The organism is Galbibacter marinus, from assembly GCF_000300875.1.
Lineage (GTDB): Bacteria > Bacteroidota > Bacteroidia > Flavobacteriales > Flavobacteriaceae > Galbibacter > Galbibacter marinus.
The window spans coordinates 23,186-36,754 of record NZ_AMSG01000016.1 but is presented as its reverse complement, the minus strand read 5'-3'; the positions used below and the strand labels follow the sequence as shown (position 1 = coordinate 36,754).

Below are 13,569 nucleotides of genomic sequence, written 5' to 3'. Positions count from 1 at the left end.
GTAAAGGTAATAAAAAACGCTTCTGAAATCAGAAGCGTTTTTTAAACATAAGTTTATATGAAATAGATATACTTAATTTACATTCTCAAAAGCACTACCACTTCTAGTTGTATAGTTAATTTTAAGTGCATTGACTTTTCTTAACTCTTGTTTTATATCAGACACAAGCCCCATATTGGTCTCGTAATCCACTTTCAAAGCTGTTGTAAGCACGTTTTGTAACTCCTCTCGCTTTGATGCTCTTTCTGCAAGAACATAGTTAGCCACCTCATCAACATTGGCGAACTTATCGTTAAGTTGAATTTTTGGTAAAGTACCAAATTTATCTTGGTAACGTGAACTTGGTTGTCCTGCATATATGTAAATGACCCTATCCTTTTTGTCAAGCGTTTGAACCTGATCGGCAAAAGGCAATTCATTTTTGATCATCAATTCGCTATCCTTCATTGTAGTAACTGTCATGAAGAAAAACAGCAACATGAAAACGATATCCGGTAGTGATGCCGTTGATACTTCAGGTAAGTCTCCTTGTTTTTTCTTTGTGAACTTTGCCATAATAGATTATACTAATATTAATAAGTCTTTGGTTCTGCTTCAGATAATTTCTGAGGAAACATATCTTGGATTCTCTCCAATTTAGGTTTCAAGTCATCCTTAACATCATCAGGAGTCTTAGGATCTAAATAAAGCGCATTCATATCAGTAAAGCTGCTTCCAAACAAACGTTCAGCTTCACGATTTCTTAACTGGTTATAAGCCCCAACTAATTCGTTCTGTACGGCAATATAGGTTCCGTATTCTGTCAACCGGTCATTTTGCAAAGAAATAATCGCTTTTGATGGATGATCAGAAGATTCCGGATCCCTAGGTCCTTGACAGTAATCACAAGGCTGACCGTCTTGTCCTACGCCTGCACCGTTATCTAAAAACTCAACAGCCGCAGCTCTCAAATCCTTTAATTCCATTAATTCTTCCTCAACCAATAATTGATTATTTTTATTCACAACTACGGTAAAGATATTCTTCTGCCTAATGATTGGCGGATTTTCTGGCGGTTCAATAGGCGGTAGTTTACGATCTAACCCTGAATCTGTTTCTATGGTAGTCGTTACCAAGAAAAAGATTAAAAGCAAGAATGCAATATCAGCCATAGAACCCGCATTCACCACTGGTGCTCCACTTCTATTTCTTCCCATAATTACCTATTTATTGTTTTTTAAAGCCTCCTACTATCATGGCCACTACCGCCATGAAGGCTAGTATATAGAATGACCATAATCCAGCATCTACCCATTTAACGGTTGAAGCTGTAACAGCGATACCTTTATCTGCCATTTTGTCGAAATCAAAACCTTCAGAAGTTCCAATTAAGTAGCTCACTAAAACAACTGCTGCGAAAACACCAACCGAAATTAATGCTTTTTTAAGCTTTTGAGGTTCCGACGCAATTCCTGCCAAAGAAAATAACAATGTAACAATGGCAACAATAATGGTAGCCCAATAACCCAAACTTATCATCATCCCAACTACATTGTTTGAACTACTTCCAGTTTGTGCTACTACATCGCTATCAGCTCTAGCAATTATCACCCAAAGGACCAAGCCGATCACTCCAAGTATAATTGCTACAATTTTAGCTATTTTATACATAATTTTTTATTTTAATTGATCTCTAAATCAGTGATATATTCTTATTTTTTGTGATCTACCAACAAATCAATCAATGTGATAGAAGCATCTTCCATACTATTTATAATGCTGTCGATTTTAGCAATAATATAGTTATAGAACACTTGTAGAATAATAGCCACGATAAGACCAAATACTGTTGTCAATAACGCCACCTGAATATCACCTGCGATCAAAGATGCATCAAGACCACCAGCTGCACTAATTTTCTCAAATGCCATGATCATACCAATTACAGTACCCATGAAACCAAGCATCGGCGCGGTTGCGATAAATAATGTCAACCAGGAAACGTTTTTCTCCAATTGGCCCATTTGAACTCCACCATATGCAACAACTGCTTTTTCAGCTGCTTCAACACCTTCATCCATACGATCTAATCCTTGATAGTAGATAGATGCAATTGGACCTCTTGTGTTTCTACAAACCTCTTTAGCTGCTTCAACACCTCCAGATGCAAGCGCATCTTCTACTTGTTGAGCTAATTTCTTAGTATTTGTAGAGGCCATGTTCAAGAAAATAATTCTTTCGATAGCTACAGCCAAACCAAGTATCAAACACAATAGTACAATACCCATAAAGCCTGCACCACCTTCAATAAATTTATCTTTCAGGACTTGGTGGAAACCAGGAGCAGATTCTTCTGTTGCAGCAGCATCATCTTGAACGAATGCTGTTGCAGCGTCATCGATAGCAACAATTTCTGAAATTTGTTCAGGACTTACAGGAGTTAACTCCTTAGCGTTGGCTGTCGTTGCATTAAAAGCCAATAATCCAGCGATTGCCAGAATAGAGAATAGTTTTTTCATTTCTTCTAAACTTAAATTTGTTCGTTAATAGGGTTAAATATAAAAAAAAAATGTTATTAAACATTAAAACTACAGCAGAGAGGAAGGGATTCGAACCCTCGATACGCTTGTGACGTATACACACTTTCCAGGCGTGCGCCTTCGACCACTCGGCCACCTCTCTGTGAATTCAATAGCTTTAGGGCGCCAAATAACGAATTTTTTTTTAGTTCTTAAAATATATGTAGTTAATTTTAACTCATTTCTCCTCTTAATGAAGCTTCATAGATGGTTTTGAACACTTTAGACTCAATATTAGTACCCAATAAAAACATGAGCTTAGTAAGTGCAGCCTCGGTTGTAATGTCTTTTCCGCTTATAATTCCCATTTTTTTAAGGTGAGAACTCGTCTGATAACGTCCCATTATGACACTCCCACCAGAACATTGTGTAACATTTACAATTATTTTCCCCGATTCTACTGCATTTTTCAGTGCTTTTTCAAACCATTTTGCGGTTGGAGCATTGCCAGCTCCATAAGTCTCCAATATTATTGCTTTAACTTTTGGATTGGTCAAAACACAATTAAGAGTATTTTCGGTTATTCCAGGAAATAATTTTATTAATGCAATATTAGGATCCAAATTTTTATGAACTTTTAATTGCTTTTTCTTTGGTTTAAACAAATACTCCTTATGAACTTTTAAATGTACCCCACTCTCAACAAGGGTGGGATAATTCAATGAGGTAAACGCCTGAAAATGTTCTGCGTTAATTTTTGTGGTACGATTAGCTCGATATAACTTGTATTCAAAATATAAGCAAACCTCTTTTATGACAGCTTCCCCCTTGTTCTGTAAAGAGGCAATTTGAATAGAGGTAATTAGATTCTCCTTTGCATCAGTTCGCAAATCTCCAATAGGGAGTTGTGAGCCGGTAAAAATCACAGGCTTCGATAAATTCTCTAACATAAAACTTAATGCAGAAGAAGAATAACTCATCGTATCACTGCCATGCAACACCACAAACCCATCAAACTGATCGTAATTTCCTTCTATTGTCTCTGCTATTTTCACCCAGCAATCTGGATTCATATCCGATGAATCAATGGGTGACTCAAAGGACATGCTATGAATCTCACAATCCAATTGGGTAAGCTCAGGAATTCTACTTAATAATTGGTCAAAATCAAAAGCGCGAAGTTCCCCTGTCTCAAAGTCCTTCACCATACCAATGGTTCCTCCCGTATATATCAACAGAATTTTAGGATTCATGATTTCACCTTTAATTGATTCACTACTGGATTAGCATACATAAGTAAAAAATTATGTAGAGCTATTTCATTATTTTCCTCCACGCGCCTATGGATTCTTCTTTGGAATTGGCGCATTTCCTTTTTACTATAACGTTCTTTAAAGGTCTCGACCTTATGCAACATATCATAGGCAATGAAATTGGATGGCCATAGGTGGTAATTTTTATGAATTTGTTGATCGATTCGCTCTGCCAACAACTGATATTGCCTATTTAAGGTCTCTCCACTTTGACCAATAGCATCTAGTTCAGTTTCCATTACAGAACCAGCCGCTATATGAATTCTCTTTTTTTGTCCTGTAACCCCTTTTAAAATACTGTTGAAATCTTCATTATTGGACTTTACATATTCTATATCGTGATGTTTGGCCATCAATTCAGGAATCTTCAACACATCAGTAGGATCAAACTCATAAGATATCGAAACGGGAACGATCTTTAAGCTTTTAAAATATTCCATTACTGATTGACCATTATGTGCTAATGCAATCATTTTAAGAACACCTTGTTGAGTAAGGTCATTGCCATCTTTGGTACGGCCTTCTCTTTGTGCAATCCACACAGACCTGTTTTGTTTATGCAAAAGATCTCCAATATACTGAGAAACCATTTTGGAGGCCTTTAGCATTTCTCTAGGAGGAAGATCTCTCATGATAAGAAAACTCCGATTTAACTTTGCTAGCTCTAGTAGAAATGGTTTCTTAACCAGATTATTACCAATAGCGGATGCAGTCATAATTTTCTGGTGCTCTAATAGAGCAACATTCAGCAGGGAGGTATCAAGTATAATATCACGGTGGTTACTTATATACAGATACGTCTGATTCGGATCTAATTTATCGAAGCCTGAGGTTGTAAAGCCTTCAGAACTTTTTTCAATAACAGTTCGTACACTAGAATATATAACTTTAGATTGGAAGTCTTGTATAGAGTTACAGGAGCGCACTAATACAGCAATTTCATCCCAAGACTTATCTGGGAATGTAAATTGTAATAAGGTCTGAATCATAGGATGACTCAACCCTTTTTCAAGTGCGGCATTTACCTCGGCATCTAAATAAGGCCGAATATCATCAATAGTAATCACTTCTGCTTAACTTTTTGACAAAGGAACAAAATTTAGTCCATTAAACTTTCAAACAAACATTAAACTCCAAAAACTTGTTTGGAGTTCTGGGTAGTTATCTCAGCAACCTGCTCAATGGGTATTTGATAAATGGTAGCTAACTTCGCTGCCACCTCCATTAAATAGGCACTCTCGTTGCGTTTTCCTCTATATGGAGCTGGTGCTAAATAAGGAGCGTCTGTTTCTAAAACAATATTTGAAATATCTATTTGATCCAAAAATTGATCAATTTTACCATTTTTAAAGGTAGCCACCCCACCAATCCCTAACTTCATTTGAAATGAAAGGGCCTGTTTAGCCTGCTCGAGTGTTCCTGTAAAACAGTGAAAGATCCCAAATAAATCCTCCCCTTTTTCCATTTCCAAAACTTCAAAAACCTCATCAAATGCATCTCTGCAATGGATTACTATTGGCAGTTGATAGAGTTTGGCTAATTTTATTTGTTCTCTAAAGGCGAATTGCTGTTGTTTTAAAAATGTTTTATCCCAATATAGATCGATTCCAATTTCCCCAATAGCTACAAAAGAATGTTTGGTCAATAGTTGCTTTACAATGTCGAGTTCCTGCTGATAATTTTCCTTGACATGGGTAGGATGAAGTCCTGACATTAAGTGAACATTCTCTGGATAGCGCTTTTTTAAATCAAACATAGCCTGATTATAGTTAGAGTCAATCGCGGGGATAAAAAAGCGTTTAATACCAAGGTCTAAAGCACGTTGGATCATTTCATCTCTATCCTCATTAAAGGCTTCACTATATAAATGGGTATGCGTATCTGTTAAAATCATGCTGCAAAAGTAATAGTTTAAACGGCTATATTTGTATAAAATTAGATTTCAATGCAGAGTTTGAAAAAATTCCTAAAGGACAAAGGATATATAAGAGTCCCCCTATCTGTCACCAAAACAAATCATTTGGAAATTGAAGCAAAAATAAACGGCATAGAAGGTAGATTTATTCTCGATACTGGAGCATCGAGCACTTGTATCGGTTTGGATAGTATTGAGCATTTTAAACTTAGAACCCAAGAATCTGAGATAAAAGCTTCGGGAGCTGGCGCTTCAAATATGCTCACTCAAATTTCTAAGAAAAATAGCATTGAAATATCCGAATGGTTCCATAAAAAAATCAAAATTGTACTTTTCGATCTTTCCCATGTCAACGATGCGCTTACCAGACATGATGCGCTCCCTGTTCATGGAATTATAGGGGCGGATATTTTAAAAAAATCCAAAGCCGTGATCGATTATCACAAAAAAGCAGTTTTTTTAAAACCATAAAAACACAATTGCTTTTTTCAAGATTTTATTTCTAAAACAAGGGGTAGGGTCGTAAATTTTCTTAAACTTTAGCAAACACCCCTTTAAAATAGGGTGATTTTCCCTGTTGACTCTCTATTAGATTTGTTGCAATTTTACACCAGCAAATTAAAAAACAAATGATGAAGACAACAGCCGATCAACACCACCTCCTCATTAACCGACAACAAGAACGGATTCTCACTAGCAGTATAGTATGTTTGATTATTATAACATTACTAATCAATATTCTACTACTTTTTATACTGTGAAACTTAACAACTAATCAATTCACTGGCCTACTAAAGTTAAAACGCCCAGACTGCAATTTACAAGTAGCACTGGGCGTTTTTATATTGTATTAACCGTTTATAGATTAATTATTAATTTAAGTCCTTATAACTCCAATGCTTTTTTAACATTGTTATCCATAAGAAGTTCTTCTGGATTTTCTAAAGCTTCTTTAACAGCTACTAAAAATCCTACCGATTCTTTCCCATCAATAATTCTGTGATCATAAGATAAGGCTACATACATAATAGGAGCAATAGCAATAGCACCATCTCTTACAATCGGACGCTCAACTATATTATGCATTCCAAGAATCGCGCTTTGAGGTGGATTGATAATTGGTGTTGAAAGCATAGAACCAAACACTCCGCCGTTTGTAATGGTAAAGGTTCCTCCAGTCATTTCGTCTACAGTAATCTCACCATCTCTTACGCGTAATGCCAATCTTTTAATTTCCGCTTCAATTCCTCTGAAACTCAAATTCTCAGCATTTCGTACCACTGGAACCATAAGCCCTTTAGGACCAGATACGGCGATGCTAATATCACTGAAGTCATAGCTTACCATTTCTTTTCCGTCAATCATGGAGTTGACCGCTGGGAATTGCTCTAAGGCTCTCACCACAGCTTTGGTGAAAAAACTCATAAAGCCTAGACCAACATTATGCTTAGATTTAAATTCCTCCTTATACTGATCTCTCAATTGGAATATAGGACTCATGTCCACTTCATTAAAAGTAGTCAACATCGCAGTCTCATTTTTTACCGAAACTAGACGCTCTGCTACCTTTCTACGTAACATGGAAAGTTTCGTGCGAGAGGAAGTACGACTTGCCGAACCAGGAGTACCCATAGAAGGCACTGCATTTACGGCATCTTCCTTGGTGATCCTTCCGTCTTTACCAGTACCTTTAACATCCTTTGGATCGATTCCTTTTTCACTAAGAACTTTTTTAGCAGCAGGACTAGCAGTTCCGCTTGCATAAGTCTCTGGTTTAGCAGCTGGTTTTTCTACTTCTTTTTTCTCTTCTTTTGGAAGCTCAGGTTTTGATTCTTCCTTATTTTCTTTTTTAGGTGCATCACCCTCTGGTTTGGCAGCCGAAGTGTCGATTAAACAAACTACTTCTCCAACAGCTACTGCGTCGCCTTCTTCAGCTTTTAATGTAATAACACCACTTGCTTCGGCAGGTAATTCTAGAGTTGCTTTATCTGAGTCAACCTCAGCGATAGCTTGATCTTTTTCAACATAATCCCCGTCCTGAACTAACCATTCTGCAATCTCTACTTCTGTAATGGATTCCCCTGGTGAGGGCACTTTCATTTCTAAAACCATTGTTCCTTAATTTAGTTTTATTTTTTTAGTCTTTTATACCAGTTTTACTATGTAAATATAATCTTATTTTGGTTTGCGAACCATATTGTCTTTGGTTTTATCAAAGACATAATCAATCACTTGTGCATGTCTACGTTTACTCCTTGTGGTGCTTCCAGCAGCTGGGGCGGCGTAGAATCTTCTAGAGGCAACTCTGAAATTTCTCGCCTCTTCAAAATGCAATAGCAAGTGACTCCAAGCTCCCATATTTCTAGGTTCTTCTTGAGCCCAAACTACTTCCTTAGCATTGGTGTATTTTGCCAATACCTCCTTGATTTTCTCAACAGGTAGAGGGAACAATTGTTCTAATCTCACCAAAGCGACATCTGAACGTTTACGCTCAATTTTAGCATCTAAAAGATCGTAATAGAATTTTCCAGTACAAAGCACTACGGATTTAATTTTCTTTACATCCGCTTCAGCATCGTCAATTACAGTTTGGAAACCACCATTTACAAATTCATCTACTGTAGAAACAGCCTTTGGATGCCTCAATAAACTCTTAGGAGTAAATACAATTAAAGGTTTTCTAAAATTAACCTTCATTTGTCTTCTAAGTAAATGAAATAAGTTGGCAGGGGTAGTACAATCCGCTACGAACATATTATCCTTAGCACATAACTGCAGATATCTTTCCATACGTGCCGATGAGTGTTCTGCCCCTTGTCCTTCATAGCCATGAGGTAGAAGCATCACTAATCCATTTTGTAATTTCCATTTATCCTCAGCTGATGAAATATACTGGTCGATCATTATTTGTGCTCCATTACTAAAGTCACCAAATTGAGCTTCCCAAATTGTAAGTGTATTAGGAGATGCCATTGCATAACCATAATCAAAGCCTACAACTCCATATTCTGATAATAAAGAATTATACACATCAAAATGTGCATTCTGATGCTCATCTAATTTATTTAATAATACAATTTCTTCTTCCGAGTCCTCCACCTTAATAACGGCATGACGGTGAGAAAACGTTCCTCTTTCAACATCTTGTCCCGAGAATCGAACAGCAAAGCCTTCTTCAAGCAACGAAGCGTAGGCCAATAACTCTCCCATTGCCCAGTCCAACTTATCGGTCTCGAAAAACATTTTGTTTCGCTCCCCTACCAACCTTTCAATTTTACGCAAGAATTTTTTATCCTCAGGTAAGGTGGTGATCTTCGTAGCTAATTGTTCTAGTTTTTCTCTTGAATATGAAGTGTCTATTGTAGCCAACATCTGATCCTCCTGAGCTGGCACGAATCCTTTCCATTCGTCCTGCATAAAAGGAGTGATTACAGTATTTTGCTCTTTTCTAGAATCCTCAAGTTCTTCCTCTAAAATCGCTTTATAATCCGTCTCCAATTTCTTAACGTACTGGGCATCGATTACTCCTTGATCGATCAACTTTTTCGCATAGATCTCTCTAGGATTTTTATGCTTAGCAATAGCCTTATACAATTTGGGTTGCGTAAATCTAGGTTCATCACCTTCGTTGTGACCGTACTTTCTATATCCCAATAAATCTATAAAGACATCCCTTTGGAATCGCATGCGATAATCCAAGGCAAAAGTAGCAGCATGGACCACCGCTTCGGCATCATCTGCATTGACATGAAGTACTGGAGAAAGCGTTACTTTTCCAACATCGGTACAATAAGTTGAAGAACGTCCATCCAAATAATTGGTTGTAAAACCAATTTGGTTGTTTACTACTATATGAATAGTACCGCCAGTTTTATAGCCATCGAGCTGAGCCATTTGTACCACTTCATAAGCAATACCTTGACCAGCAATGGCGGCATCCCCGTGAACAACAATGGGAAGCACCTTAGAATAATCATCTCTAAAGTGTCTGTCTTGTTTAGCTCTTGTGATACCTTCAACTACTGCACCTACCGTTTCAAGATGTGATGGATTGGGTGCAATGTTCATATTTATTTTTTTGCCGTTATCCGTTTTTCTATCACTAGTCCAACCCAAGTGATATTTTACGTCTCCGTCAAAAACCTGTTGTTCGTAATCTTTTCCTTCGAATTCACTAAAGATATCCTTTGCTGCCTTTCCGAAGATATTGGTCAACACGTTTAACCTTCCACGGTGCGCCATACCCATTACAAATTGCTCAACACCCATATCGGACGCTTTTTCCATCAATTTATCTAAGGCTGGTATAAGAGATTCATTTCCTTCTAAGGAGAATCGCTTCTGACCGACGTATTTGGTGTGAAGAAAAGCCTCAAAAGAAACCGCTTCGTTTAGCTTTCTAAGAATATTCTTCTTTTCATCCGTGTCGTATGTGGGGTGATTATCATTAACATTTAGCCACTCTTGAATCCACTGTACTCTTTCAGGGTTACGAATATACATATACTCAATACCGATGGCATCACAATATATGGCTTCTAAATGTTCTATAATTTTTTTAAGGCTCGAGGGGCCTATTCCGAGAATCTCGCCAGCATTAAAGACCACATCGAGGTCTGATTTATCCAATCCAAAAGTCTCTAGGGCTAAAGATGGGAAGTATTTTCGACGATCTCTTACAGGGTTAGTTTTTGTAAACAAATGGCCTCTGCTTCTGTAACCGTCGATGAGCCTAACAACTTGAAATTCCTTATACACATCTTGAGGAACTTCAATTTTCCTATCAGAGCCGGGGATACCAACAGTGATAAGCTCACTTCCATTTATGGATTCAAAGTCTTCTGAATCTACACTTTCCATTCCAAAATCAAACCCTTGAAAAAAAGCCCTCCAACTGGGCTCTACACTGTCTGGATTGATTAAATATTGATCATACAAATCCGCAAAAAAAGCGGTATTTGCCGCATTTAAAAAGGAATACTTATCCATGATATTTGTTCAATGTCTTTTTTAGACAATATTTATACAAAAGTACAATAATTACAAAACTAGATGAACGGAATCGATAGAATTATACGTTAAATTTGGAAAGGGTTAATTTATTTAACAACTCAGTGTAGTATACGCTCTCAATCGTTAAAGTCTTTAAGGTTTCTTCTACTTAAAAGCCTGCTCACCTGTTATGTCTGCACCAGTTATAAGCAAATGAATATCGTGGGTGCCCTCATAAGTGATTACACTTTCTAAATTCATCATATGTCTCATAATACTAAAGTCACCTGTAATCCCCATAGCTCCAAGAATTTGTCGTGCTTCTCTGGCTATATCTGATGCCATTTGTACATTATTACGTTTAGCCATAGATATCTGTGAAGAACTTGCTCGATCCTCATTTTTTAATTGCCCTAATCGAAGGGTTAGTAGTTGCGCTTTGGTTATTTCGGTTATCATCTCGGCTAGTTTCTTTTGTTGCAGCTGAGTGGCAGCGATAGGTTTGCCAAATTGAATTCGCTCCTTAGCATATCTCAGAGCAGTATCATAACAATCCATTGCAGCTCCGATTGCTCCCCAAGCGATTCCATAACGTGCGGAATCCAAACACCCCAAGGGAGCTCCCAAACCATTCTTTCCGGGTAATAAATTCTCCTTAGGTACTTTTACATTATCAAAGATCAACTCCCCAGTTGCCGAGGCTCTTAACGACCATTTATTATGCGTTTCAGGAGTGGAAAATCCCTCCATATAACGCTCTACCAGTAATCCATGTATTCTACCATTTTCATCCTTAGCCCATACCACTGCCAAATCTGCAAATGGTGCATTAGAAATCCATAATTTGGCGCCGTTTAAAAGGTAATGATCACCAGCATCAGTAAATTTAGTTTCCATTCCACCAGGATTCGAACCGTGGTTAGGTTCAGTCAGACCGAAACATCCAATGAGTTCACCACTAGAGAGTTTGGGTAGGAATTTTTTTCGTTGCTGTTCACTTCCATATTTCCAAATAGGATACATGACAAGAGAAGATTGAACGGAAGCTGTAGATCTGATACCGCTATCCCCTCGTTCAATTTCCTGCATAATTAAACCATAGCTAATTTGATCCAGTCCAGCCCCGCCGTACTCCTGTGGAATATAAGGCCCAAAAGCCCCTAACTCAGCTAATCCTTGAAGTAAATGTTTTGGAAATTCCGCATTTTGAGCATACTGTTCAATAATTGGTGAGACCTCCTTTTTTACCCAATCTCGTGTTGCTTGACGTATTAATTTATGTTCTTCTGACAAAAGATCATCCATATTATAATAATCGGGTGCTTGAAAAAGGTCTGGTTTCATGGCGATAAATTTGATTTGCTTATTACTGAGTGTAAATATAAAAATATAACTTTTTGAAACCAAAATGTTATATTTTATATGTTTGCGTGTTTTAGAGGATTTTCAAAAACATTAAAAATATTGTACTACTACCTAAAATAAGTATTAAATTTTAAATTGAATTAAATTTTAATTTTTTAGTCTATTTTTTTTTAGTAAGATTGTACTTATCCCGCGTACATATTAAAGTAATGAACAAATTTACCACCCTATTATCCAAGATTGCATCCTCATTAAATATCGAGATAGGTCACTATGACGATGTTGGTCAAATCATAGGTAGGTGGGAAGCTATCTCGTATGAGGAGAAGTTATATGAGAATGGGAAACTGAGTAATGAAGACATTTTAATGTATAGCAATGACTCCTATTTTGAAATGGTATTCAAGAAGAATAATCGGTTTATTCAGGTTGAGAAATTTAAAAACATTGGCCAAGATATGGTCGAAAAATCTTCTAGAACTGGAACCTACAGCATAAAAGGTGGTCAAATAATCCTAGTTTATGGATCAATTTCAGAGGGAAGTAATACCGTTACTCTTGATTTTGACATTTCTAATAACGAGCTAATTACTATTAATGATTATCAGCAAAGTGATTTAGATGATGTCTATCGACATGTAAGTAAACGAGTGTTTTTGAAAATCTAAATTTCCACACTTTATCTACTTAGAAATGGTAATCAAAAAAACTGCCCCCATTTAATAAAAAAAGGAGGCAGCCAGATAAATAATCAATAAAAACCAACTTATCTATACCTTATAATTTTCCCAATTTGCAATTTGGTTACGTTCCTCAGGCTTAATACTAACCTCTAAGGTCCGCTGATCATACTTCATGTTATATTGTGCTAACACCTCCTCAGGAACACCATCCCAAACATTGGGTTGATTTCCGACATATCCCAAATAAGCAATTCCTTCCTTAGAAGTAAAATATCCTGTGGCAACTAAATCACGAAGTCGTGAAAAGAATCGCTCACCTTGAATATGTTCTGGTTTCACTTCTTCAGGGTAGGCAATATCGTCTACAATCTGAATTTGTTGCTCCTTGGTAGCATCCTTGAATATTTTGTTGAAACGTTTATTACTTTGATTATCGATCCACATAATACCACCACGAAGTGGAAGTTGATGATGTGGCATATCCAAAACTATATAAGCAATAAAGTCAATTACTCCTACTTCACTAGCTGAATGATATTCACCCTCTGCAGGAATAATGATATCAGCAAGAACTGCCAAGGTATCCAATTCGTGCTGAGTAAAGTATTCTTTTCCCCTGAGTGCTTCTTCTCTTTTTAACTCTCCAACAGTCCTTGTGGTGTCGTAATTGTCATCTGGTTTTGGCGCATCTGGGACACTCTGTGGAGCTTTCTCTTCGGTATCGGTAAGACAAGCAGTGAACATAAAACCTGAAGTAACAGTTCCTGCCACCATGGCTTTTAAACTTTTTCTTCTATCCATGA

13 protein-coding genes and 1 tRNA gene are annotated in these 13,569 nt (G+C 37.1%); 2 read left to right on the top strand and 12 right to left on the bottom strand.

What is annotated here, in order from left to right:
* Positions 1–72 precede the first annotated feature (72 nt).
* The 8 genes from I215_RS11050 to I215_RS11015 form a co-directional block, all read right to left on the bottom strand.
* The gene (locus tag I215_RS11050; protein ID WP_008992048.1) at positions 73–555 is read right to left on the bottom strand and encodes an ExbD/TolR family protein; all 483 of its coding nucleotides are present in this window, start codon (positions 553–555) and stop codon (positions 73–75) included.
* Positions 556–572: 17 nt separating this feature from the next.
* Positions 573–1,196: an ExbD/TolR family protein gene (locus I215_RS11045; protein ID WP_008992047.1), complete on the bottom strand. Its 624-nt coding sequence runs from the start codon at positions 1,194–1,196 to the stop codon at positions 573–575.
* Between the two features lie 10 nt (positions 1,197–1,206).
* The gene (locus I215_RS11040; protein ID WP_008992046.1) at positions 1,207–1,650 is read right to left on the bottom strand and encodes a hypothetical protein; all 444 of its coding nucleotides are present in this window, start codon (positions 1,648–1,650) and stop codon (positions 1,207–1,209) included.
* Positions 1,651–1,691: 41 nt separating this feature from the next.
* A complete protein-coding gene (locus I215_RS11035) occupies positions 1,692–2,498 on the bottom strand; it encodes a MotA/TolQ/ExbB proton channel family protein (RefSeq protein WP_008992045.1) in 807 nt (268 codons plus the stop codon).
* 75 nt (positions 2,499–2,573) lie between these two features.
* A tRNA-Ser gene (locus I215_RS11030) sits at positions 2,574–2,661 on the bottom strand.
* 70 nt (positions 2,662–2,731) lie between these two features.
* The gene (locus I215_RS11025) at positions 2,732–3,751 is read right to left on the bottom strand and encodes an asparaginase (protein ID WP_008992044.1); all 1,020 of its coding nucleotides are present in this window, start codon (positions 3,749–3,751) and stop codon (positions 2,732–2,734) included.
* Positions 3,748–4,878 (bottom strand): 1-acyl-sn-glycerol-3-phosphate acyltransferase, encoded by a 1,131-nt coding sequence (locus I215_RS11020; RefSeq protein WP_008992043.1) that lies wholly within the window; start codon positions 4,876–4,878, stop codon positions 3,748–3,750. The genes I215_RS11025 and I215_RS11020 overlap by 4 nt, the downstream gene beginning before the upstream one ends.
* Before the next feature lie 59 nt (positions 4,879–4,937).
* On the bottom strand, positions 4,938–5,705 hold the full coding sequence (locus I215_RS11015; protein ID WP_008992042.1) for a TatD family hydrolase: 768 nt from the start codon (positions 5,703–5,705) through the stop codon (positions 4,938–4,940).
* Positions 5,706–5,756: 51 nt separating this feature from the next.
* Here I215_RS11015 and I215_RS11010 point away from each other — a divergent pair, with 51 nt between their 5' ends.
* Complete coding sequence (locus I215_RS11010) at positions 5,757–6,197, top strand: retropepsin-like aspartic protease (RefSeq protein ID WP_008992041.1); 441 nt, start codon at positions 5,757–5,759, stop codon at positions 6,195–6,197.
* Between the two features lie 414 nt (positions 6,198–6,611).
* Here the strand turns inward: I215_RS11010 and odhB are convergent, their stop codons facing one another.
* From odhB to I215_RS10995, 3 genes are all read right to left on the bottom strand, one after another.
* Positions 6,612–7,838: a 2-oxoglutarate dehydrogenase complex dihydrolipoyllysine-residue succinyltransferase gene (odhB, locus tag I215_RS11005; RefSeq protein WP_008992040.1), complete on the bottom strand. Its 1,227-nt coding sequence runs from the start codon at positions 7,836–7,838 to the stop codon at positions 6,612–6,614.
* Positions 7,839–7,901: 63 nt separating this feature from the next.
* The gene (locus I215_RS11000) at positions 7,902–10,715 is read right to left on the bottom strand and encodes a 2-oxoglutarate dehydrogenase E1 component (RefSeq protein ID WP_008992039.1); all 2,814 of its coding nucleotides are present in this window, start codon (positions 10,713–10,715) and stop codon (positions 7,902–7,904) included.
* 168 nt (positions 10,716–10,883) lie between these two features.
* Positions 10,884–12,062 (bottom strand): acyl-CoA dehydrogenase family protein, encoded by a 1,179-nt coding sequence (locus I215_RS10995; RefSeq protein ID WP_008992038.1) that lies wholly within the window; start codon positions 12,060–12,062, stop codon positions 10,884–10,886.
* A 230-nt stretch (positions 12,063–12,292) separates the two neighbouring features.
* On the opposite strand from I215_RS10995, the gene I215_RS10990 reads away from it, so the two are divergent.
* The gene (locus tag I215_RS10990) at positions 12,293–12,751 is read left to right on the top strand and encodes a hypothetical protein (RefSeq protein ID WP_008992037.1); all 459 of its coding nucleotides are present in this window, start codon (positions 12,293–12,295) and stop codon (positions 12,749–12,751) included.
* 102 nt (positions 12,752–12,853) lie between these two features.
* Here I215_RS10990 and I215_RS10985 read toward each other — a convergent pair whose 3' ends face one another.
* Positions 12,854–13,567 (bottom strand): gluconate 2-dehydrogenase subunit 3 family protein, encoded by a 714-nt coding sequence (locus I215_RS10985; protein WP_040460284.1) that lies wholly within the window; start codon positions 13,565–13,567, stop codon positions 12,854–12,856.
* Positions 13,568–13,569 lie beyond the last annotated feature (2 nt).

Excerpts from the sequence above, each read along its gene's own strand:
- I215_RS11040 (WP_008992046.1), bottom strand. The coding sequence starts at position 1,650 with ATGTATAAAATAGCTAAAATTGTAGCAATTATACTTGGAGTGATCGGC.
- I215_RS11000 (WP_008992039.1), bottom strand. The coding sequence starts at position 10,715 with ATGGATAAGTATTCCTTTTTAAATGCGGCAAATACCGCTTTTTTTGCG.
- I215_RS11015 (WP_008992042.1), bottom strand. The coding sequence starts at position 5,705 with ATGATTTTAACAGATACGCATACCCATTTATATAGTGAAGCCTTTAAT.
- I215_RS11010 (WP_008992041.1), top strand. The coding sequence starts at position 5,757 with ATGCAGAGTTTGAAAAAATTCCTAAAGGACAAAGGATATATAAGAGTC.
- I215_RS11045 (WP_008992047.1), bottom strand. The coding sequence starts at position 1,196 with ATGGGAAGAAATAGAAGTGGAGCACCAGTGGTGAATGCGGGTTCTATG.
- I215_RS10995 (WP_008992038.1), bottom strand. The coding sequence starts at position 12,062 with ATGAAACCAGACCTTTTTCAAGCACCCGATTATTATAATATGGATGAT.
- I215_RS11050 (WP_008992048.1), bottom strand. The coding sequence starts at position 555 with ATGGCAAAGTTCACAAAGAAAAAACAAGGAGACTTACCTGAAGTATCA.
- I215_RS11025 (WP_008992044.1), bottom strand. The coding sequence starts at position 3,751 with ATGAATCCTAAAATTCTGTTGATATATACGGGAGGAACCATTGGTATG.
- odhB (WP_008992040.1), bottom strand. The coding sequence starts at position 7,838 with ATGGTTTTAGAAATGAAAGTGCCCTCACCAGGGGAATCCATTACAGAA.
- I215_RS10990 (WP_008992037.1), top strand. The coding sequence starts at position 12,293 with ATGAACAAATTTACCACCCTATTATCCAAGATTGCATCCTCATTAAAT.
- I215_RS10985 (WP_040460284.1), bottom strand. The coding sequence starts at position 13,567 with ATGGATAGAAGAAAAAGTTTAAAAGCCATGGTGGCAGGAACTGTTACT.
- I215_RS11035 (WP_008992045.1), bottom strand. The coding sequence starts at position 2,498 with ATGAAAAAACTATTCTCTATTCTGGCAATCGCTGGATTATTGGCTTTT.